This is a genomic window from Opitutaceae bacterium TAV5, from assembly GCA_000242935.3.
In the GTDB taxonomy this organism is placed as follows: Bacteria; Verrucomicrobiota; Verrucomicrobiia; order Opitutales; family Opitutaceae; genus Geminisphaera.
In genome coordinates, this window is sequence record CP007053.1 from 37,774 (window position 1) to 57,511 (window position 19,738).

Annotated in this window: 22 protein-coding genes; 12 read left to right on the top strand and 10 right to left on the bottom strand. The window is 58.6% G+C overall.

Going from position 1 to position 19,738, the window contains the following annotated elements:
* Positions 1 to 17 precede the first annotated feature (17 nt).
* The 3 genes from OPIT5_00625 to OPIT5_00635 form a co-directional block, all read right to left on the bottom strand.
* The gene (locus tag OPIT5_00625; GenBank protein ID AHF88999.1) at positions 18 to 1,178 is read right to left on the bottom strand and encodes a spermidine/putrescine ABC transporter ATP-binding protein; all 1,161 of its coding nucleotides are present in this window, start codon (positions 1,176 to 1,178) and stop codon (positions 18 to 20) included.
* Positions 1,179 to 1,258: 80 nt separating this feature from the next.
* Complete coding sequence (locus OPIT5_00630; GenBank protein AHF93926.1) at positions 1,259 to 1,363, bottom strand: hypothetical protein; 105 nt, start codon at positions 1,361 to 1,363, stop codon at positions 1,259 to 1,261.
* A gap of 154 nt (positions 1,364 to 1,517) precedes the next feature.
* Positions 1,518 to 1,637: a hypothetical protein gene (locus tag OPIT5_00635; protein AHF93927.1), complete on the bottom strand. Its 120-nt coding sequence runs from the start codon at positions 1,635 to 1,637 to the stop codon at positions 1,518 to 1,520.
* A gap of 108 nt (positions 1,638 to 1,745) precedes the next feature.
* On the opposite strand from OPIT5_00635, the gene OPIT5_00640 reads away from it, so the two are divergent.
* From OPIT5_00640 to OPIT5_00650, 3 genes are all read left to right on the top strand, one after another.
* Positions 1,746 to 2,321, top strand: a complete 576-nt coding sequence (locus OPIT5_00640; protein AHF89000.1) for an orotate phosphoribosyltransferase — start codon at positions 1,746 to 1,748, stop codon at positions 2,319 to 2,321.
* A 74-nt stretch (positions 2,322 to 2,395) separates the two neighbouring features.
* Complete coding sequence (locus OPIT5_00645; GenBank protein AHF89001.1) at positions 2,396 to 4,240, top strand: DNA topoisomerase IV subunit B; 1,845 nt, start codon at positions 2,396 to 2,398, stop codon at positions 4,238 to 4,240.
* A gap of 147 nt (positions 4,241 to 4,387) precedes the next feature.
* Complete coding sequence (locus OPIT5_00650) at positions 4,388 to 5,293, top strand: 2-dehydropantoate 2-reductase (GenBank protein AHF89002.1); 906 nt, start codon at positions 4,388 to 4,390, stop codon at positions 5,291 to 5,293.
* A gap of 19 nt (positions 5,294 to 5,312) precedes the next feature.
* Here OPIT5_00650 and OPIT5_00655 read toward each other — a convergent pair whose 3' ends face one another.
* On the bottom strand, positions 5,313 to 6,164 hold the full coding sequence (locus OPIT5_00655) for a formate transporter (protein AHF89003.1): 852 nt from the start codon (positions 6,162 to 6,164) through the stop codon (positions 5,313 to 5,315).
* 70 nt (positions 6,165 to 6,234) lie between these two features.
* A complete protein-coding gene (locus tag OPIT5_00660) occupies positions 6,235 to 7,383 on the bottom strand; it encodes a nitrate ABC transporter ATP-binding protein (GenBank protein ID AHF89004.1) in 1,149 nt (382 codons plus the stop codon).
* Between the two features lie 117 nt (positions 7,384 to 7,500).
* On the opposite strand from OPIT5_00660, the gene OPIT5_00665 reads away from it, so the two are divergent.
* The gene (locus tag OPIT5_00665; protein AHF89005.1) at positions 7,501 to 8,484 is read left to right on the top strand and encodes a LysR family transcriptional regulator; all 984 of its coding nucleotides are present in this window, start codon (positions 7,501 to 7,503) and stop codon (positions 8,482 to 8,484) included.
* Between the two features lie 1,616 nt (positions 8,485 to 10,100).
* Here the strand turns inward: OPIT5_00665 and OPIT5_00670 are convergent.
* Positions 10,101 to 10,196 carry a hypothetical protein gene (locus OPIT5_00670; protein ID AHF93928.1) on the bottom strand — a complete coding sequence of 32 codons (96 nt, stop codon included), beginning with the start codon at positions 10,194 to 10,196 and terminating at the stop codon, positions 10,101 to 10,103.
* 281 nt (positions 10,197 to 10,477) lie between these two features.
* Here OPIT5_00670 and OPIT5_00675 point away from each other — a divergent pair, with 281 nt between their 5' ends.
* From OPIT5_00675 to OPIT5_00705, 7 genes are all read left to right on the top strand, one after another.
* Positions 10,478 to 10,783 (top strand): hypothetical protein, encoded by a 306-nt coding sequence (locus tag OPIT5_00675; protein AHF93929.1) that lies wholly within the window; start codon positions 10,478 to 10,480, stop codon positions 10,781 to 10,783.
* Between the two features lie 93 nt (positions 10,784 to 10,876).
* Positions 10,877 to 11,296 (top strand): hypothetical protein, encoded by a 420-nt coding sequence (locus OPIT5_00680; GenBank protein AHF93930.1) that lies wholly within the window; start codon positions 10,877 to 10,879, stop codon positions 11,294 to 11,296.
* Positions 11,297 to 12,377: 1,081 nt separating this feature from the next.
* Positions 12,378 to 12,614 (top strand): hypothetical protein, encoded by a 237-nt coding sequence (locus OPIT5_00685; protein AHF93931.1) that lies wholly within the window; start codon positions 12,378 to 12,380, stop codon positions 12,612 to 12,614.
* Between the two features lie 451 nt (positions 12,615 to 13,065).
* Entirely contained in the window at positions 13,066 to 13,311 is a 246-nt protein-coding gene (locus OPIT5_00690; protein AHF93932.1) for a hypothetical protein, read from the top strand.
* Between the two features lie 350 nt (positions 13,312 to 13,661).
* Positions 13,662 to 14,360, top strand: a complete 699-nt coding sequence (locus OPIT5_00695; GenBank protein ID AHF93933.1) for a hypothetical protein — start codon at positions 13,662 to 13,664, stop codon at positions 14,358 to 14,360.
* A 360-nt stretch (positions 14,361 to 14,720) separates the two neighbouring features.
* The gene (locus tag OPIT5_00700; GenBank protein ID AHF89006.1) at positions 14,721 to 15,041 is read left to right on the top strand and encodes a hypothetical protein; all 321 of its coding nucleotides are present in this window, start codon (positions 14,721 to 14,723) and stop codon (positions 15,039 to 15,041) included.
* A 364-nt stretch (positions 15,042 to 15,405) separates the two neighbouring features.
* Complete coding sequence (locus OPIT5_00705; protein ID AHF89007.1) at positions 15,406 to 15,717, top strand: multidrug transporter; 312 nt, start codon at positions 15,406 to 15,408, stop codon at positions 15,715 to 15,717.
* A gap of 48 nt (positions 15,718 to 15,765) precedes the next feature.
* On the opposite strand, the gene OPIT5_00710 is transcribed toward OPIT5_00705, so the two are convergent.
* Together OPIT5_00710 and OPIT5_00715 are read right to left on the bottom strand one after the other, a co-directional pair.
* Complete coding sequence (locus tag OPIT5_00710; GenBank protein ID AHF93934.1) at positions 15,766 to 15,906, bottom strand: hypothetical protein; 141 nt, start codon at positions 15,904 to 15,906, stop codon at positions 15,766 to 15,768.
* A complete protein-coding gene (locus OPIT5_00715; GenBank protein AHF89008.1) occupies positions 15,888 to 17,477 on the bottom strand; it encodes a glucan biosynthesis protein D in 1,590 nt (529 codons plus the stop codon). The genes OPIT5_00710 and OPIT5_00715 overlap by 19 nt, the downstream gene beginning before the upstream one ends.
* A 162-nt stretch (positions 17,478 to 17,639) precedes the next feature.
* Here OPIT5_00715 and OPIT5_00720 point away from each other — a divergent pair, with 162 nt between their 5' ends.
* Positions 17,640 to 17,825: a hypothetical protein gene (locus tag OPIT5_00720; GenBank protein ID AHF93935.1), complete on the top strand. Its 186-nt coding sequence runs from the start codon at positions 17,640 to 17,642 to the stop codon at positions 17,823 to 17,825.
* 5 nt (positions 17,826 to 17,830) lie between these two features.
* Here the strand turns inward: OPIT5_00720 and OPIT5_00725 are convergent, their stop codons facing one another.
* Positions 17,831 to 18,178, bottom strand: a complete 348-nt coding sequence (locus OPIT5_00725) for a sulfurtransferase (GenBank protein ID AHF89009.1) — start codon at positions 18,176 to 18,178, stop codon at positions 17,831 to 17,833.
* A gap of 75 nt (positions 18,179 to 18,253) precedes the next feature.
* Positions 18,254 to 19,654 (bottom strand): FAD-dependent oxidoreductase, encoded by a 1,401-nt coding sequence (locus OPIT5_00730; protein AHF89010.1) that lies wholly within the window; start codon positions 19,652 to 19,654, stop codon positions 18,254 to 18,256.
* Positions 19,655 to 19,738: the final 84 nt, after the last annotated feature.

The following is a 19,738-nucleotide window of genomic DNA, read 5'->3' on the forward strand; positions in this document are numbered from 1 at the left end:
TGGCCGGGGGGGGGTATTCAGCGCGTCAGTACAACCACATCCTCCGGCGCCACGTGCGCAAACAGTTCCCGCTCGCGCGCCGCCGCGCCGATGTGGCGCGGATTGAGTTCGTACACCTTGATCGTGCGCGGCTCCCCGGCCCCGCCCGCGCCGGAGTTCGCGCCGCCGCCCGCCGCGCTGCCGCCACCGGTCACAAAACCGTATTGCGCCACCTCGCCGAGGTACACGCACTCGCCGATCCGGCCGCGCAGGGTGTTGGCAGAGGCGCCGCTCTCGCGCAACGTCCACGCCTCGGGCCGGATCGACAACGTCACGCGCGCGCCTTCGGCCAGCGCGCCCGGACCCGCCGCCGTCGCCGTCGCTGGATCTCCGGCCACGCCGACGAACCGGCCCAGCGCCGTGTCCACCGCGATCTCCGCGCCCTGTCCCGGCGCGCCGCGCGAGATGACCCGCCCCTCGACAAAATCCGTCTCGCCGATGAAATGCGCCACCGCCTTGCACACCGGCCGGCAGTAAACCTCGCGCGGCGCGCCCGTTTGCAGAACCTTCCCGGCGTCGAGGACGGCCATCCGGTCGGCCACTGAAAGCGCCTCCTTCTGGTCGTGCGTCACGTAAACGGTCGTCAACCCGGCCTCCTTGCACACGCGGCGGATCTCCATGCGCATTTCCAGGCGCAGCTTGGCATCGAGATTGGAGAGCGGCTCGTCGAGCAACAGGCACCGCGGCCGCACGACCAGCGCGCGGGCGAGCGCCACGCGTTGCTGTTGCCCGCCCGAAAGCTGGTTGGGCTTGCGGTCGGCGCAATGCGTCATGTGGACGGAGGCGAGCGCCTCGTCCACCCGCCGCCGGATTTCGGCCCGCGGCACCTTGCGCTCTTCCAGGCCAAAGGCGACGTTGCCCGCGACCGTCAGGTGCGGCCAGAGCGCATAACTCTGGAACACCATGCCGGTGTTGCGCCGGTGCGGAGGCAGCCGGGTGACGTCGTCCTCGCCAAACAGGATCCGCCCCGTGTCCGGTTCGGCAAACCCGGCCAGGCTCCGGAGCAGGGTCGTCTTGCCGCACCCGCTCGGCCCGAGCAGAAAAAACAGCTCCCCGGGCTCGATGGTCAGCGAAAGGTCGTCCAGCGCGACCGTGGACCCGAAGCGTTTGGTAAGATTCTGGATGCGGATCGAGATCATGCGCGCGAGAAACCGGAGTCGTTCGTCAGGTTGTCAGGTTGTCAGTAAAACCAGGAAGCAAGGTCCGCGCCCCGGCGGAGTCAAAGCGGATCGGTCGATGACGGGCCGATGACGAGGCATCCGGAGCCCGCGACGGGTCCGTTGCCCGAGCCGGACCGGCTTGCACCGGCACCCCGGATGTTCATGAATTTACTGATGTTACGCGACGGAGGAGAAGTGGCGCGGGCGTCTCGCCCGCAGACGGCGCGGGAGCGCCGCCCCGAGACAAGGCTGAGAGGCACCTCCAGCAGATGCGAGCGAGACGCCCGCGCCACGACGCTCCGCGTCACATCCGTTATTTTATACAAAGATCGCGAAGAACGCGAAGTTCACCATCAGCAAGTCCTTGCGCCCTTTGCGGGCTGGGTGTGAAAATCCGGAGGTTTCGGGACGTTGATCCTGATTCACCGCGGGCAGCATGAGAGACGTCCCTGCCTGCGGGCCGCAGTCCCTGCCCGGGCCGCAAAAACCGCGCGTTTTTCTTTCTGGCAAGCGCCGCGACGCTCACCAGCGTTGTCCCTTCTCCCTATGGATGCACAACAGCAGGAAATCCTCGATATCTTCACCCGCACCCGGGCTCTCCTTCGCGGCCATTTCGTCCTCCGGTCCGGCCTCCACAGCGGCCACTACTTCCAGTGCGCCCAGGTGTGCCAGGACATGGGCGCCGTCCAGCGGCTCGCCGAGCTCCTCCTTGAAAAACTCCGCGCCCGGGGCGTCGCTTTCCAGACCGTGCTCGCCCCGGCGATGGGCGGCCTGGTGATCGGCCAGGAAATCGCCCGCCAGGCCGGCGTCCGCTATATTTTTGCCGAGAAGGAGCACGACCGCCTCGTGCTCCGCCGGGGATTCCGCTTCGCTCCGGGCGAACGCGTGCTCGTGGCCGAGGACGTCGTCACGCGCGGCGGCCGCGTCATCGAATGCCTCGACCTGATCCGCCAGGGCGGCGGCGAGGCCGTCGCGGTCGGCATGCTCGTGGACCGCAGCGCCGGTGCCATGCGCTTCGACGTGCCCGCCGTGTCGCTGCTCGAACTCAGTTTCCCGACGTATCCCGCCGACCAGCTCCCGCCCGAACTCGCCGCTCTCCCGGTCGAGAAACCCGGCAGTTAAGCCGCGCCCTTTCGTCTCCCGTCTCTCCTCTTCATTTCAGCATTTCCGTTTTCAGCGTTTCCGCTTTTTCCCACATGGCCGCCGACTACACCGAATCTTCCATCAAGACCCTTTCCCCTCTCGAGCACATCCGCCTGCGTCCCGGCATGTACATCGGCCGCCTCGGCAACGGCGCCCACGCCGAGGATGGCATCTACGTCCTGCTCAAGGAGACCATCGACAACTCCATCGACGAATTCACGATGGGCCACGGCAAAAAAATCGAGGTCTACCTCGACGAACGCACCCTCACCGTCCGCGACTACGGACGCGGCATCCCGCTCGGCAAACTCGTCGACTGCGTCTCCATCATCAACACCGGCGCCAAGTACGACAGCGAGACGTTCCAGAAGGCCGTCGGCCTCAACGGCGTCGGCCAGAAAGCCGTCAACGCCCTCTCCGTCAGCTACCGCGCCGAGGCCATTCGCGACGGCCAGTGCAAGATCGCCGAATTCCGCCAGGGCAAGCTCGTCAAGGACAACAAGGTCCAGGCCACCACCGAGAAAAACGGCACCATTATCGAATTCACTCCCGACGAGGCGCTCTTCGGAGCCGACTTCCGCTTCCGCACCGAGTACATCGAGGAAATGCTCTGGAACTACGCGTTCCTCAATCGCGGCCTCACGCTCTATTTCAACGGCAAGCCCTACCGCTCCGAAAACGGCCTGAAAGACCTGCTCACCAAAAAACTCACCGGCGAACCGCTCTATCCGCTCGCCCACATCGAGGCGCCCGACATCGAGGTCGCGCTGACCCACGGCGAACACTACGGCGAAGAATATTACTCCTTCGTCAACGGCCAGCACACCACCATGGGCGGCACGCACCTCGCGGCCTTCCGCGAAGGCGTCGTCGCCACCGTGCGCAACTTTTTCAAGAAAGACTACGAGGCCGCCGACGTGCGCCAGTCGATCATCGCCGCCGTCTCGATCCGCGTGCAGGAACCCGTGTTCGAATCGCAGACCAAGACCAAGCTCGGCTCCAGCGAGATGGGCCCCAAAGGCCCCAGCGTCCGCCAGTTCATCATCCAGTTTCTCCAGCAACACCTCGACAACTGGCTGCATCGCAATCCCGAGGCCGCCGACGCCGTGAAGCGCAAGATCGAGGCCAGCGAACGCGAGCGCAAGGAACTCTCCGGCATCCGCAACCTCGCGAAAGAACGCGCCAAAAAAGCCTCGCTCCACAACCGCAAGCTTCGCGACTGCCGCATCCACCTCGACTCGAAAGACAAGCGCGCCGAGGAGAGCAGCATCTTCATCGTCGAGGGCGACTCCGCCGCCGGCTCGCTCACCTCCTGCCGTGACGTGCAGACGCAGGCGGTCTTCGCGCTGAAGGGCAAACCGCTCAACACCTTCGGCCTCACCAAGAAGGTCATCTACGAAAACGAGGAATTCCACCTCCTCCAGAGCGCGCTCAACATCGAGGAAGGCATCGAACACCTGCGCTACAACAAGGTCATCGTCGCCACCGACGCCGACGTCGACGGCATGCACATCCGGCTGTTGCTGCTCTCGTTTTTCCTGCAATTTTTCCCCGACCTCATCACGCAGGGCCACGTATCCATTCTGGAAACACCGCTTTTCCGCGTGCGCAACAAGAAGCAGACGATCTACTGCTACAGCGAAGCCGAGAAACAGTCCGCACTCCACAAGCTCGGGCAGAATGCGGAGATCACCCGCTTCAAGGGACTCGGCGAAGTGAGCCCGTCGGAGTTCAAGGACTTTATCGGCGAGAACATCCGCCTCGAACCCGTGACGCTCGCCCACCTGCACAACAGCACCGAGCTCCTCACCTTCTACATGGGGAAAAACACGCCGAAGCGGCAGGATTTCATCATCGAAAACCTCCGCGTCGAAAAAGACCTCGTCGAGGTCGCCTGAGGCCATGGATTCAATAGCCACAAAAAGCACCAAAAGACAGTCCACGCACTCACCCGTCCATCGCGCCTACAGGCGCACGGGAGACTCTCGCCGGGCGCAAAGGAATTTTGTGTTTTTTGTGGCCATTCCTTTTGGAAGTTTTCCGTCATGATCGAAACCGTGGCCATTCTCGGCTCCGGCGCGCTCGGGCTCTACTACGGCGGACGCCTCGCGCACGCGGGCATCGATGTGCGCTTCCTCGCCCGCAGCGACCTCGCCCACCTGCGCAAGCACGGCATCACCGTCCGCTATCCGGAAGACACCTTCACTCTCAAATCCGTCCGCGCCGAGGGCACGCCCGAAGACATCGGTCCGGTGGATCTCGTTGTCGTCAGCCTCAAGGCCACGGCCAACGGGGAGCTCCCCCGCCTGCTCCCTCCCCTGCTCCACTCCGGCACCAGCGTCCTCATGATCCAGAACGGGCTCGGCGTGGACGACGTTGCCGCCACCATCGTCGGCCCCGCGCGCACCGTCGGCGGCCTCTGTTTCGTGTGCGTCAACCGCATCGGCCCCGGCCATGCGGAATGCACGATGACCGGCGTGGTCGTGGTCGGCGAATTCGCCGGCCCCGCCACCGACCGCACCCGCGCCCTCGCCGCCCTCTGGGAAAAGGCCGGCATGAAGATGTCCGTCACCGACAATCTCGCCGAGGCCCGCTGGAAAAAGCTCGTCTGGAACATCCCGTTCAACGGGCTCGCCGTCACCGGCGGCGGCATCGACACGGAAAAAATCCTCGCCGACCCGGCAATGACCGCCGAGGTGTGGGCGCTCATGCGCGAGGTGCAGGCCGCGGCCGCCGCCCACGGCATCACCATCCCCGATGATTTTGTGAAACACCAGGTCGAGCGCACGTATCCGATGGGTCCTTACAAACCCTCGACGATGCTCGACTACGTGGCCGGCAAGCCGATCGAACTCGAACCGATCTGGGGCGAACCGCTCCGGCGCGCCCGGGAAAAGGGCGTCGCCGTGCCGCATCTCGCCGCGCTCTACGAACGCCTGCGGAGGATGTAGCCGGCGTGCCCGCCAGGCCTCAGCCGCGGACCGGATCGGTCGCGACTGCGGAAGACGATACCGGCGATGGCTCGACGGATGACATCGCCTTCACGGGCCGGTACGTCCAGTACAGGGCGAGCCCTGTGAAGAGGAATCCGCCGACAAAATTGCCGGCCGTCACCGGAAGCTGGTTCCACAGCCACCAGTCGGACAGCGAGACTTTGGCGCCCATCATCATGCCCGCCGGGATGACGAACATGTTGACCACGGAGTGCTCGAACCCCTGCCCGAAAAACGTGAGGATCGGCAGCCACGCCGCCACGATCTTGCCCACCGTGGACTGCGAGGTCATCGCCATGACCACGCCCATGCAGACCATCCAGTTACAGAGGATCGCCTTGACAAAAACGGTGACGAGCCCGGCGAAGCCGTGCGTCGCATAACCGGTGGTCTTCGCCTCGGCGATGGATGCGATTTTTGCTCCGAGCGCGGCCGGCGCCTCCGTGCCCATGCCGGTGAGCACCACATAAAGAAGCGCGCCGTATGCCAGACTGCCGAGCAGGTTGCCGAGAAACACCCATCCCAGGTTCGTACCGACCATGCGCCAGGAACGCGTGCCGTCCACGGCGGAGAGCGTGGTGATGGCGAAGCTGCCGGTGACCAGCTCGAGCCCCAGCAGCACGATCATGACAAACCCGACCGGGAAAATGAGCGCGCCGACCAGCGGCACGGTTTGCGCCGCTCCGGTGAGCGCCAGGCTGGTGGCGAAGCCCAGCAGGGCGCCGGAAAGAAAGCCACGGATCAGCAGATCCCTGACGGAGAGGCCGGCCTTGGTGTGACCGGCGGCGACCATCGTTTTCACGACGTCGGCGGGTTTGATGAAGTCCATACGGTGTATCGACGGGTTGATGTTTTGTGGTTGCCTGAACGGAAAGACGGAGAGGACCGGCGCGGCGCCCTCAGGCGCTGCCCGCAGCGGAGAGGCTGCGGCGCTGCAGGGCTTGCGCAAAAAGATCGGCCCGGAACAGGGTGCGCGAAAAGTGCCGCGGCAGGACGAAGCCGGCCGGGATGAGCCCGTGACGTCGCATGCTCTCGACGAGCCAGTCGGCCTGCCCGGGCTCCGGCCGGGACGGAGTGAAGGCGACGGTGCGTTGCGCGGTGTCGGCGGCGAGGCGGTTGTGGCCGTAGCTGAACGGACCGGCGAGACCGGCCGCGAGAACGCGCTCGGCGAGGTTGAGGTATTCGCGCCGGCCCAGGAGCCGAGCCAGTTCGGGACGGAAGTCCGGGCGGTCGCACAACTCCGCGGCCTCGCTCACGGCGGCGACGAGCGCGAGGTGTTCGTCGCCGCGCGTCGCGGCGAATTCTCCGCCCGCCATCAGCACCTTTTCGGGATGCTCCGGGCTGATGTCGCGGCTGCGGGCGGCGCACCAGCCGACCGCTTCGCGGACGGCGAGCGACGTCCACGGCTCGCCCACGCAGTAACCGTCGATCGTGCCGGCGGCGAGGTTGCGAAAGAGCTGCGCGGGCGGCACGACCACGATCCGCACATCGCGCCCGGGATCGATGCCTCCGGAGCGCAACCACTCGCACAGCAAGAGGTGATGCGTGGAAAAACGATAGACGACCCCCAGCACCAGCGGGCGCTCGTGCCGGTTGCGCACGATCTCGTCGCGCAGCGAGGCGACGTCGCGCACGCCGCGCTGCCAGAGCGATTCGGAGAGCGTGATGGCGTTGCCCTCGCTGCTGAGCAGGCACGCGGTCAGGCAGGGGCGGGCCGGCCCCTCCAGCCCGAGCGCCGTGCTCACGACCATCGCCCCGAGGGCATGGGCGGCATCGAGCTCGCCATAAATGACCTTGTCGCGAATCGTCGCCCAGCCGACCTCGCGCGAGAGCTCGACCGCCAGACCCTGCCGGCGAAAAAATCCGTATTCGTGCGCGACGATGAGCGGCGCCGCGTCGCTGAGCGCGATGAAACCGAGCCGCAGAGGTCGAGAGGACGCCGGCGACGGCGGTGACGCAGTTGGCAGTGATGCCGGCCGCGCAGGAAACCCGGCGGCAGCGGCGGAGGCGGCGCGTGGACGGGAACCGGATTTTTTGACGGAAGGCATGGCGTTGATGCCGGGAGATTGAGCCTCCCGCGTGCCAGCGGAGGCGGTTGGCTCGAGAAATGCTCTTCAGGTATTTCATGATTTTGATGCGCGCCTCTCATCAGGATTTCCCATAAAATGATCACCACGCTCGACAGCCGCCAGTTGCTCGCCTTCGCCACGCTCGCGCGGCGCGGCAGCTTCACGCAGGCGGCGCGCGAGCTTTCGTTGACGCAGTCCGCCATCAGCCATGCGATCAAGGCGCTCGAGCGCGACGTCGGCACGCCGCTTTTTGATCGCGTGGGCAAAAAGGCCCGGCTCACCCAGGCAGGCGAAGGACTCGTCGTTTACACGGAGCGTATCCTGCGCGACATGACAGACGCGCGTACCAGCATCGAGGAGTTGCAGGACTGGGGCCACGGCCGGCTGCGCGTCGGCACCAGCACGACGGCCTGCCAGCTCATCCTGCCGACGGTGCTGCGCGAGTTTCGGCAAAGTTTTCCGAAGTGTCCGATCAAGATCGAGCCGGGCGACCATCCCCGGCAACTCGAACTGCTGCGGAGCAACCAGGTGGACCTCGCCCTCACGCTGGCTCCGGCCGGCCCCGCGCCCGACCTCGAATTCCGTCCGCTCTTCCAGGACGAGTTGCGTTTCCTCGTGTCGCCTCTGCACCGCTGGGCTGCCGCGCGGCGGGCCCCGCTGGCCGAAGTGGCCGCCGAGACGCTCGTGCTTTACAACAAGGGAAGCTCCACGTTTCGGCTGATCGAGGAGTATTTCCGCGAGGAAGGCGTGGAGCCGCGCAATTTCATCGAGCTGGGCAGCATGGAGGCGATCAAGGAGATCGTGAAAACGGGACTCGGCGCCGGCGTGCTCGCTCCGTGGATCGCGCGCGAGGAGTTGCGCAGCCGTTCGCTGATCGATCTCCCGCTGGGCCGCCGCCCGCTGCGCCGTCGCTGGGGCGTGTTGTACCTGAAAGGCCGCAAACTCCCCCTCGCGGAAGAAACCTTTGCGGGCCTGTGCGAGGCCGTCACCGAGGACAGCAAATTCCGGATGAGTCCGCACGAAACCGTTCCGGAATCATCCTCTTCGGAAGCCGAAAGCGCGACATCCCGAGAGAGGTAAATCTTCGCGGATGGGGTAGCCGGCCCATGGAGCGATTAACGGGCATCCCGGGCCTCAAATTTTTCATCTTCAGGCGAGCCCGGTCTTGAATCTTTCTCCCGGCAAGTCAAACTCGTGCATCTCAAAGCGCTACTGCGACTTTCATCTTCCCTCTTTGCAACTCTTACCAAGAACGAACGTCGATTACCTGATTACCTGCTCCGGCATCCGCAGTCCATGCGTCCGATGCTTCCCCCAATTTTCTCTTCTTCCTGTTACGCCCCCGGGGACGTGACGGGGCGAAGCTCGGTCAGGTTCATGTCACTCTCGACTCTTTCGACCATAGCAGGCCGCGCTGTCCGCCCGGCTCATCTGTTACCGCAGCATCCCGAGAGGATTCGCCTCAGAAAATCCGGAAGTGACCCCGACAGCCATATCCTAGTAAGGTTTTTTGAGGCAAACATTGCCCGCCAAAAGCCCTATTTTTAAAATATCCCGCTAATAGTTAAGTACCAAGAAGTAAAACTTCCATTTTCGACAAACCGACAAAAGCCTTACTCAGTAAGGGTTAATTACATTGTCAGGCAAAATCATATCATGCTATTTCTCATTCCATCGTTACTAGTGATTTCAGCATTATTACTTACCACAAGAGCTTTTATAAAAAACCGCGAAACCCCAAAAACAGCAAAAGGCGCAGAGTTAGTATACCCTGAAAACTACTCTAAATGGGCGCTATCTTTCGCAACCATCCCAACACTAGTAATAATCTCACTTTACTTGATTGCCATTTGGCTATTTGAATTCGGGGCCCTTTTCCTTGTCCCAATTTCTGGAGGGCTTCTGTTGATTACTAATATGGTTTCAATATGGAATAGTTACCTAGCCCTTAGAAGCAGAAGAGAAAATATTATTTGGGCCATACTATCGATACCACTCGCAGTGACGTCCATATGCGTGGGCATATTTGGCGTTAGAATCGGATACGAACTTTTCACAAGAGGGTTCAAATTCTATCAATAGAAAGACGCCCGACAAGGCGCTAGAGCCTATGCAATTGGAGCTACGCAAGTAGCTTCGCAAAGTTTCTTTGGTTCTCGTCACCCTCCATCTCGCATGGCTCACCTTCGACGTTGACTAAAATCCCCGAATGAGCAACTTCGGCACAAGCAGCAAAAAGGCATGTATCCATTATCTTGGCTAGCGCGGGGCTCTTGTTGCTGCTCTATCCACTGAGTTTAGGGCCTGTTCTTTGGCTTTGCGGAGCCAAGCCCGGCACCGGTTGGGCAGGTCTCCCCACCCCCGTTCGGGTAATATACAGACCGCTTTCAAGCATACCCATGCCTGAATTTCCAGCACGTGGCTTTGATCAGTATTTATCACTCTGTAGTCGGTCATGAAAGACAAAGTGAAACCTAATAAAGTTAAAACATTCAATTCACGCCAATTCAATGGAACTCCTGGCCATTATGACAGAAAGTGACTATCTCCATTTATTTGGATATGCCCTGCTCATCGCAGCATTGCATTTTATAGCAGTTCAATTCTATCGGATGACAGTTTGGAGGCGAGGCATTGCAACTGTCATAAAGATTCGGGAAAAAGCCCAACGACAGTATGGAAACGAAAGAATGCAGTTATTGTATTCTCCTACCTTGCAATTCAAGCCTGAAGATAAACCTAACCTGATTGAATTTGATGAAGAAATCTGGACTCCGGATGAAAGATTTCATATCGGCGAAAAGGTAGAAATCTTATTTAGTTCACGTTCACCAACCAGAGCATGCATTAAGGAAAATGGCACACTACGCTATCTTGGAGCATCTTTCTGTATCATATTCTCCATGATATTGCTATTGATTTAATACTACAGAGAGATTGAAGTACTTAAACCGAGCCACCTAACAAGGCTCTGGAGCCAATGCTATTGTCGCCAGGCAAGTAGTCGAAAAGCACCTTTGTTTTTCGTCACTCCCCATCTCGCATGGCTTACCTTGAACGTTAGGTAGAATTTATGCTCGAAATAATCCTATTATACTTCCTCTGCAAACGCATGGGACAGATGTTGCGGTCCAAAGGATGGTCTCGTCCTATTTGGATGCAGATCCTCGTCGTTGTTACCTGGTTAGGCTGCATGTTCATGGGAGCCCTCATCTACGGCGTATATGTGGTTATCACGCAAGGCGAAGATGCCCTCAATGATATTGGACTGGCTGCCTATTTGCCGGCATTAATCTCGGCCGGAATTGGTGTTGGGATCATCTTCTTTATCGCCAAAATGCTACCAGCTCAAACAACATTACATGAAGAAGGCTCCTGACAAGGCATCAGAGCCAACGCCTATAACTGTCACACATCCTGCTGACGCACGCTGCGCGCCACCAGCAGTCGTAACTCATCGTTGGAGTTAGATATGAAATTTTACATTCTTGGCATCATAGGGGCGCTCTTCTTATGTAGCTGCGCCACCACTCCCAAAGAGCAAGAGATTATGGGGCCTCTCGCATGGACAAGCAATCGAGATGAGTCTGGCGGTTATCTTGGCGAAGATCAGATTATCTCGCTAGCCTTGGGCCACATAAAAGACATATCGATTTCACATGACGAGATTCCCAAGGAAAACATCAAAATATTTTATCCAGATGTTTTGCCCCAAGATATCGATAAGTTCCCAATGATTATGGTGATTATTCCGCTCCGGATTACACGGGGGGAAACATATGACATGGCCGAAACACGACAGATCATCATCAATAATTCCGGAAAAATCTTGATCAGCAATCCAGCGACTATGGAAATTAGAAATACGTTAAGGCATGGAGCACCATGGTAGCCCGAATTGCAGAACCGCCTAACAAGGCGATAGAGCCAGTTACCTGCGCCGTCAAAAAAAAGAAGGAGCCCAACAAGGCGCCGGAGCCAGCCAAGGTGGCGACTCATTTTTTACGTCAGGCAAAATATGAAAACCTACATAATTCTTATTTTATTCGTAATCGCGGGATTAAAAGCCCATGCAACCGATCAAGTCATCCGATCCATAGGTGAATATCCCTCTCCATTGCGTACCACGAATCTCTCAATCACCAGCGACGATCAAAACATTAAATTACTTGATCGAGTCTTACATGATCTTTCGATTTGGAAGAAAATCACAAAAGACTATCGAGTAGATATATTCTGCGGCCTATTCATGCAACGGCCAAATCGCGGTGTTAGCCTGTCAGCGGAAATCATGCATGAACTCGGTAATCGTGGCATTGAGATTGGCTTCGATATCTACGCCCCAGAAAATAAAAGGGGGCCTAGCAAAGATGCCAGAGCCCAAGCGATTGCTGCTTAAAGCATCTCTGGTTTTCGTTGCTCCCCATCTCGCATGACTCCTCTTGAACGTTAGGCACAAGAAATGATAAATTGCACCAATGCTACTTTTTCGGCGCGAGGAACTCAATTCACGCCTTCAAAAACCGGACTTCCGTTCTCCTCCTTTCATGATGTTGGCGCAATCGGTGATCGCGGAAGATACCGAGGTATTCCCATCCCATACGGTTCATCCGATTTCAATGCCCCGGCAGATGAAAAAGATAAGATAGGGTATCTCTACCGGATCGTCCGGCCACATTTGACCAAGCTAAAGGAGTTGGGTGCTGACACCTTCTCTCTCCATATTTCGTATTATGCAGATTCAGGAGCGCTCGGGTTCTCGGCTCAAGAGTTAAAAATGATTGCAGAGCTTGAATGTGACATGCCCATAGATCTATATATAAAAAATGAAGAAGAGGCCTAACAAGGCGCTTGAATCAACGTCCATAGCTGGTCCGACTCATCTTTGGCACCAGGCAAAATCATGAACATTGCATTTACATTTTTGCTATCAATTTTTGCACTCTGCTGCTGTTCTTGTAAAAATAATACATTTGGTCCGGCTGACTGGGGTGAACGACCCTATGGAGACGATACAATTTATCCAGGGGGACGACAATATCCTGCGTTCAGTCCGGTTAGACGATCAGAGGGGTATGATGAACCATACGATCCGATTGATAACTATCACAGAAATAATTATTACTGGAGAGCAGATAAAGATAGGGCTAAAAAGAAATAAAAAGCCTGACAAGGTGCCAGGGCCAATGCGATTGTTGCCAGGCAGGTAGTCGCAAAGGTTCATTGGCTTCCGTCACTCTCTATCTCGCATGGTTCATCCTGGACGTTAGGAAAATCCGGAATTTTTCCCCCTGAAGCAAAACCATCAACACCGTAGAGAAAATTATGAAATTTAATGTGATAATCTTGGGAGTACTCATATTGAGCCTTCAGTTATCTGCGGCCTCGACCTCAATCGAAACAATAAATACAGCACTCGCTCAATTTTCTGATAAAAATCCGAAAGAAGCAGCAAGGATTAAATATAAACACGGCGAATATCTATTCATTGAGACTCATGGATTTGCTCCATCCATAGATGGACATGGATTTCGTAAAGGTGCATATCTCCTTCTAGGGAAGTATAAAATAATCGCCTTCCCTACGTCGGATTCTCCCGCTCCTGATGAAATTACACCCTTTCGAAATGCCCGGATTTTTGCGAAAGAATTTAATACAGAGATGTTGTGCCTGCTTTTGGATTCAGGAAAAATTATTATTCACGAGATTGAAATTGAGATTATTGAGAAAGCAGAGATATCTATTAACTATTCTTCCTATAAAGTTCCCTTTGTTTTGGAGGGAGATGCCGGGAAGACCTTTACGATTTGGGTAGAAGAGCCAAAATCGATTGAGATAAAATCCGGTAAAGTGAAGGAAATTCGTAGCACTAAAGTGGTTTCTGAAAAAATCAGGAATCGAGCCTAACAAGGCGCTAGCGCCGCGGCCCATCCATAATGTTAAGCCAAAACGATGAAGCAACGCTCATTTGAGAAAGCTGCAGGTTGCATCGGCATAGCGCTCAGTCTGTGGCTAGTATTACCGCCGATTGTGAAAGTCGGTCCCGCCAGATTGGCGCATGCTCAAGTGATCAAGAATGCTGAATTTTCGGACACCCAGCGACAAGCTATTGATCAAGGGATGGAAGAAGGTGAAAGGTATTATTGGGAGTATGTCGTCTCCGCATATTCCGCCAAAACGATTCCGGCCATGTTGTTTGCCCTATTTAGCTCCATCTTGCTGCTCCGACGGAGTTCATTGACGACCAAAAATTCAAAATGAAGAAGGCGCCTAACGAGGCGCTAGAGTCAATGCAATTGCTGCTACGCAAGAGTCGTAAAGCACCTCTGTCTTTCGTTGTTCTCCATCTCGCATGGCTCATCTTTAACGTCAGGCAGAAACACCACATCTCTCACGATCCGATCGCTATGACTACCGAATATGAAATCACCAAGGACGATTTGAAAGCATTCAATCTCTATCACAATCGTCACTCGCCAACGGCCCGTCGGCAGTATCTGTGCTCCTGGTTTGGCCCGGCGTTCATCTGGTTGTTGATATGCACTGGCCTTTGGTATCTGGCAGACCAAAAGCGCAATGCTCCTTTACAGACGTTCCTCAATTTGTTGCCGTTATTCAGCGGCGTGCCGCTCTATCTGCTCTATTTCCCGTGGGCATATCGGCGCAAACTGCAGAAGATAATCGTGGGTATGGTAAGCGAAGGGCAGAATCGAGGCTTATTCAGCCACCATCGCATCACCATCTCCCCTGAGGGTGTTATCGATGCCAGCGAGTTTGCCCAAACCTCGACAGCATGGCGTGCAGTTGAGAGAGTGGTCGCAGCAGATGAATACGCTTACATCTATATCAGTGCGTTGGCTGCCATTATCGTTCCCCGTCGGGCATTCGCTGGCCCATTAGAGTTTGAGGAATTTGTCCGCACAGCCAGAGGACACCATGAGAAAGCAGTGGCCTGACAAGGCGTCAGAGCCAACGTCCATATCTATCACGCATCCTGCTTTCGCTCTTTTGAAGCAGAGCTTATCCGGGAAAGCTCAGCATCCAGAACTTCGCGCTCGAAAAAAAGAATGACACCTGATAAGAAGTGACATCCGAGGCGGTGGCCTGGCTTTAACGTCGGACAAAATATAATGAAGTCAAAATATTCAATAACAAGTATTCTTTTAGCCCTGTCCCTGATACTTACGGGATGTCTCAACAAAACAAGCGTTATAAACGATCCCACCCTGGAAAACATTTCCCTTGTAAAGCGCTTTATCGATCAAGTGGTAAATGGTGGTAACATCAATTCCGTAGATGAATTATGGACACAGGATATGCAGTGGCACAGCGCCGGCATGCCGGATGTGAAAGGCCGTGACGCCTACAAGAAGATGCTGGAGGCATCCGTTGGCGGCGCCTTTACAGATATGCATCTTGAGATCATCGACGTAATAGCACAGAACGATAAAGTGGTGCTGTATTTTACCAATTCAGGCACCAACACGGGGGATTTTATGGGGAACAAAGCTACCGGCAAGTATGCCAAATGGATTGGCATGGGTATTTATCGCATCGAAAATGGCAGGATAGCTGAAGCATGGTTTTCAGAAGACATACTGGGGATGTTTATGCAATTGGAATTAATAAAGATGTAAAAACCTGACAAGGAGATGCAGCCAACTCCGGTGACCGTCACTCATCGTGCGTGTGCACGCTATGTACCGACTACAGTTATGGCTCATATATATAACAATGGATTCTGTCGTAATCGTCCTGAATGGTACATCGAGCGCCGGCAAGACCAGTATCGCGAAAGCGATCCAGCGTCTTTCAATAACGAGGGGCCTTGAGAAGACGCCGGACCCGCCCCATTTGGCGTTATGTAAAAATCGTGAGCCGCACATTGGATTCTTGACGAGTTCAGCTTCTTCCGCATGTTGATGTTTTTCCGGACGTGAAGACGACTTCACCTCTCCCAACAGAATTCAGGGACGACCCTGGTAAGCTACCAGTCTCATCATGCCTTGGATTCTTCTTCTTCTTGCAGGTTTCTTCGAAATCGTTTGGGCGGTCGGCCTCAAGTTTACCGACGGGTTCACCCGTTTATGGCCAACTGCCGGCACTATAGCCGCGCTCATTATCAGTATCGTTCTCCTCGGTTCTGCGGCGAAATCTCTCCCGATCGGCACCGCCTATGCCGTCTGGACTGGCATCGGGGCCGTCGGCTCCGTGCTCTGTGGCATTGTATTTCTTGGCGATCCGGCCACGGCCATGCGCCTGGTATGTGCAGGTCTTATTCTTTCCGGAGTCATCGGCCTCAAGCTCGCCTGACAAGACGCCAGAGCCAATAGCTCCTGGCCGTCACGTATCCCCCTCTGCTCAGGCCTGGCGCCAGACGCTGCCGTACGCAACGACCTGGCGGCCTCGCCATTTGCTTTTGGACTTATCCCGCGAGAACCGGAACGTGCGGACCACGACTCCGTCAAAACCGGTGATCTCTCCTACGCCGGCCGGCTCCACTGGTAGAGCCAGGTTTCGCTGAGCGGCAGGCCGTCGGCATGCAGGTAAAGGCGCAGGTTGACCGGTTCGCCGACGTTTTCGACGGACTTCAGGTCAAACATGGCGCGGTAGCCGTTGATCGACGCGAGCGGACGCGCCGAGGTGATCTCGATTTCGCCATGCGAGGTGGTGATGGCCGGCTCGACCCTGACATCCTTGCCCAGCATGGGCAGCGAGCCTCCCGCAAAATCGATCACGAACCGCCACGATTCGTAGGTGCGCTTGCGACCGACAACGCCGCCGATGCCTGTCCGCGTCTGCACCACGGTCGCCAGAGGGCTGCTCACCGGCATGACCGTACCCCAGTGGAGGCGGTAACCGAACAACAGCTCCTCGCCGGCCTTCGGCGGGGTGGCGGGATTCCAGAAGGCGACGATGTTGTCGAAGGTTTCGTCTTCCGTGGGAATCTCGACGAGCTGGACGGAGCCCTTGCCCCAGTCGCCCCGCGGCTCGACCCAGAGACTGGGGCGGCGGTCGTAAAAAACACCGTCGTCCTGGTAGTGGTCGAAATTGCGATCGCGCTGGAGCAGGCCGAAACCGCGCGGGTTCTCGTCCGCATAAGCGTTGAACCGCAGCGTCGCGGGATTGGTCAACGGACGCCAGATCCACTCGCCCGCGCCGGTCCACAAGGCGAGCCCGTCGGAATCGTGAATCTGCGGGCGCCAGTCGTTGGCCATGCGACGGTCGTTGGAGCCGCACTGGTACATGCTGGTGAGGGGAGCGATGCCGGTGCGCTCGATCTCCGTGCGCGGATAGAGCGCGGCGTCGAGGTCCATGACGAGCGTGCCGCCGGGTGTGATGTCGAAACGATACGCCCCGGTCACACTCGGCGAATCGAGCAGGGCATAAACCGTCACCTTGCCCGAATCGCCGGCGGGAGGCTCGAACCAGAAGGACGTGAAGCGGGGAAACTCCTCCGGACGGTCCATGCCGCAATCGATGGCGAGGCCGCGGGCTGAAAGTCCGTATTGCATCTCCGCCCCCACCGCCCGGAAATAACTCGCGCCGAGGAAAGCGGCGACGTCGCGTTGCCAGTCGGTATGAAAATTGAGGCGGAAGCCGGCAAAACCGAGGTCCGGCGGCAAGGCGGCTCCGTCGAGTCCGCTCTTGCCGTAGTCGAACATCGCCGGGTCGTAGGCAATTTCCTGAGCCACCCCGTCACGCAGATCGTAGAGATGCACGGCATGGTGCGTGAACAGGCCGAGGTGGAAAAACTTCAGGCGAAACTTCGCATCGGTGCCACTCCAGAGCGCATGGTCGTCGCGATAACCGATGGACTGGTACTGGTCCCAGTCGAGGGCCTTCACGCTGTCCGGAAGCCGCTCCTCCGGAGGACGCCAGGCAGCGCCGGCGAGGGTGCGGGCATGGCCCTTGAGCCAGGCGTAACTGAAGGGCTGTGCCTTCCCGATGTGCCGGGTCCCGGAGTCGGCGGACGGAGCCGGCGGCGCACCGGCCGCCGCGGCGGAAAGCTTGAGAAAGGGAAGGCCGGCAAGACCCAGGCCGGATGTTTTCAGAAATTCGCGACGTTTCATCGGGGCACTGTGTCAGCCGAAATGACGATTGGTTCACGCCTAAATTGCGGCAGCGCGTATTTCAGAGGGGTCGCTCGCCCCGGCCCCCACCCTGCCTGACGTGCCGGCGCATTCACCTCATATATATCTCGCTCTGCAGCCTGATGGCAAAAACAGGGACAGATGCGGGAAATCCGCCCCGGCCAGGATTCTTTCCGGACAAACCGTGAACTTTCCGCTGTCAGGCTCGTCTGGGCCGATTTTGCTGGCGCAGGGCTCGACGGCATCGGAGCCGGCGAGCTTCGCTGCCAGCTCTTCAAGGGCGATACGCCCCTCAGCGAGAGGTGGTTCTACTCGTGGACGCCCTGACCCGGTCAGCGCTTCTCCGCCACCCAGGCCTTGTAACCGCCGGCGAGCGAGACCACATCGCGGTAGCCCATCCGCTGGAGATTGTCGGCCGCCAGAGCCGAACGGTTGCCCGAAGCACAGTAGAGCACCACCGGAGTTGCCGGGTCCGGCACGATGTCCTCGATGTTGCCCTCCAGCACGCCGCGTGACACATGGCGCGCCCCCGGGAGGTGCCCCTTGGCAAACTCGTCGGTCTCGCGGACGTCGAGCAGCACCGGCGGCGGCGATCCGGCAAGGAGCGCGGCAAGGTCGGCAGTGCCGATTTCACGAATGCGGGTTCTGGTGTCGTCGATGAGTTGCCGGAAGCGGGACATGGAGGAAAGGCGGAAGGTATGGCGGAAAAGTTCGATGCCGGGAGCGCAGCGGGAGGGGGGGGAGACAAGCCGGGTTCATGCCCCGGAAGCGACCAGTCGATGGGCGAGGATCACGGCCTGCTGGCGGATTTCCGGGACGGCGGTCGATTCCCAAAGCACGCCCTTGAGCGGTGCGCCGATGGTGAAGAGCCAGCCGGTGGGTCCGTTGCGGTAACGCAACACCTCGCCGTCCGGCAGCGCATTCAGGCCGAGCGCGAGCGGATCATGATCGATGAGGCCGCGGGCGAGCAGGTTGATGAGCAGCGGGTGCTGGTACTTGGAATAATCCGTGCGCGGACCGGTGCAGTTGATGACTTTCGCCACCCTGAGGCCGACAATCACGCCGGTGTCGCGGCGGCGGAATTCCACGTTGGCGCCGTTTTCGGTCTCTTCGAGAAGCACGATGCGACCGGCCCAGAACCGCACGCGACCGATGGCGGCGAGCCGGTCGATTTCCTGGGCGGCCTCCGGCGCGATCCGGTGGCGTTGCACTTCCCAGAACGGACGCACATGGCGCAGGAAACGGCCGCGCTCCTCCCAGCTCCAGGAGCGCCAGAGCGCCTGCGTGTGCGGACGCAGCGCGTCGATGACCGCGCGCCAGTCGTCGCCGGCCGCCGTGGCCCGCGCGATTTCCTCGCGCATGCGGCGAACGGCGGCGCGGACGGTCGGGATCTCCGCGATATCGAGTTTGAGATTCACCGGCTTGTACGGGCGATGCGCCCGGGGCCGGAGCCCGCGGCGCGAAAGCGCGTGAACCACGCCGCGATGGCCGAGATCGGCGAGTTGCAGGATGATGTCGTTGGCCGTGAGGCCGGCGCCGACGAGCAGCACGTTGTCATCGCGATCGATGCCTTCAAGCACACCCTCGGTCCAGGGAATATGGACGTAGCGACGGCCGTGGAGAAAACGCTGGGAACGGCGCACCGGGTACTCGCCGGGAAGGTTGCCGATGGCAAGGACCACGCGGTCGGCCTCGAAGGAACGGTCGTCTTCGAGATACACACGGACGCCGCCCTGCGGGAGCTCCTCGATGTCGATGGCCTCGCCGGCGACGGTTTTCACGGTGAGGTGCTCCTTGAAGCGTTGCCGGGCTTCGGCGAAAACCCAGCCGATGTAATCGCCGTAGAGGCGGCGGGGCAGATAGTCGTCGGGGCCGATCTGCTCGGGGTAACCGACGCGACCGGCACGTTCCCGGGCCCAGTTCAGGAAATGGTCGGGCTCGTCGGGGAAGGCGCTCATGCGCGCGGCTTTCACGTTGAGGATGTGGCAACAGTAATCCGACCCGAAAGCCACGCCGCGGCCGATCGGAGGATGTCGCTCGATCAGCGTGATGCGCGTGCCCTGCGGGGCGTGGCGCATGATCTGGACGGCGACGAGCGTGCCGGAAAGGCCGCCGCCGATGATGACGATGCGTGGTGGTGTGGTCGTGGTGCTCATCGGGGAAAGAGAGGGACGTTGGTAAAAATCTGGGCCGGGAATCCGGAAAACGCAAAGCGGCAACCGCATGACCGGGCGCCGATT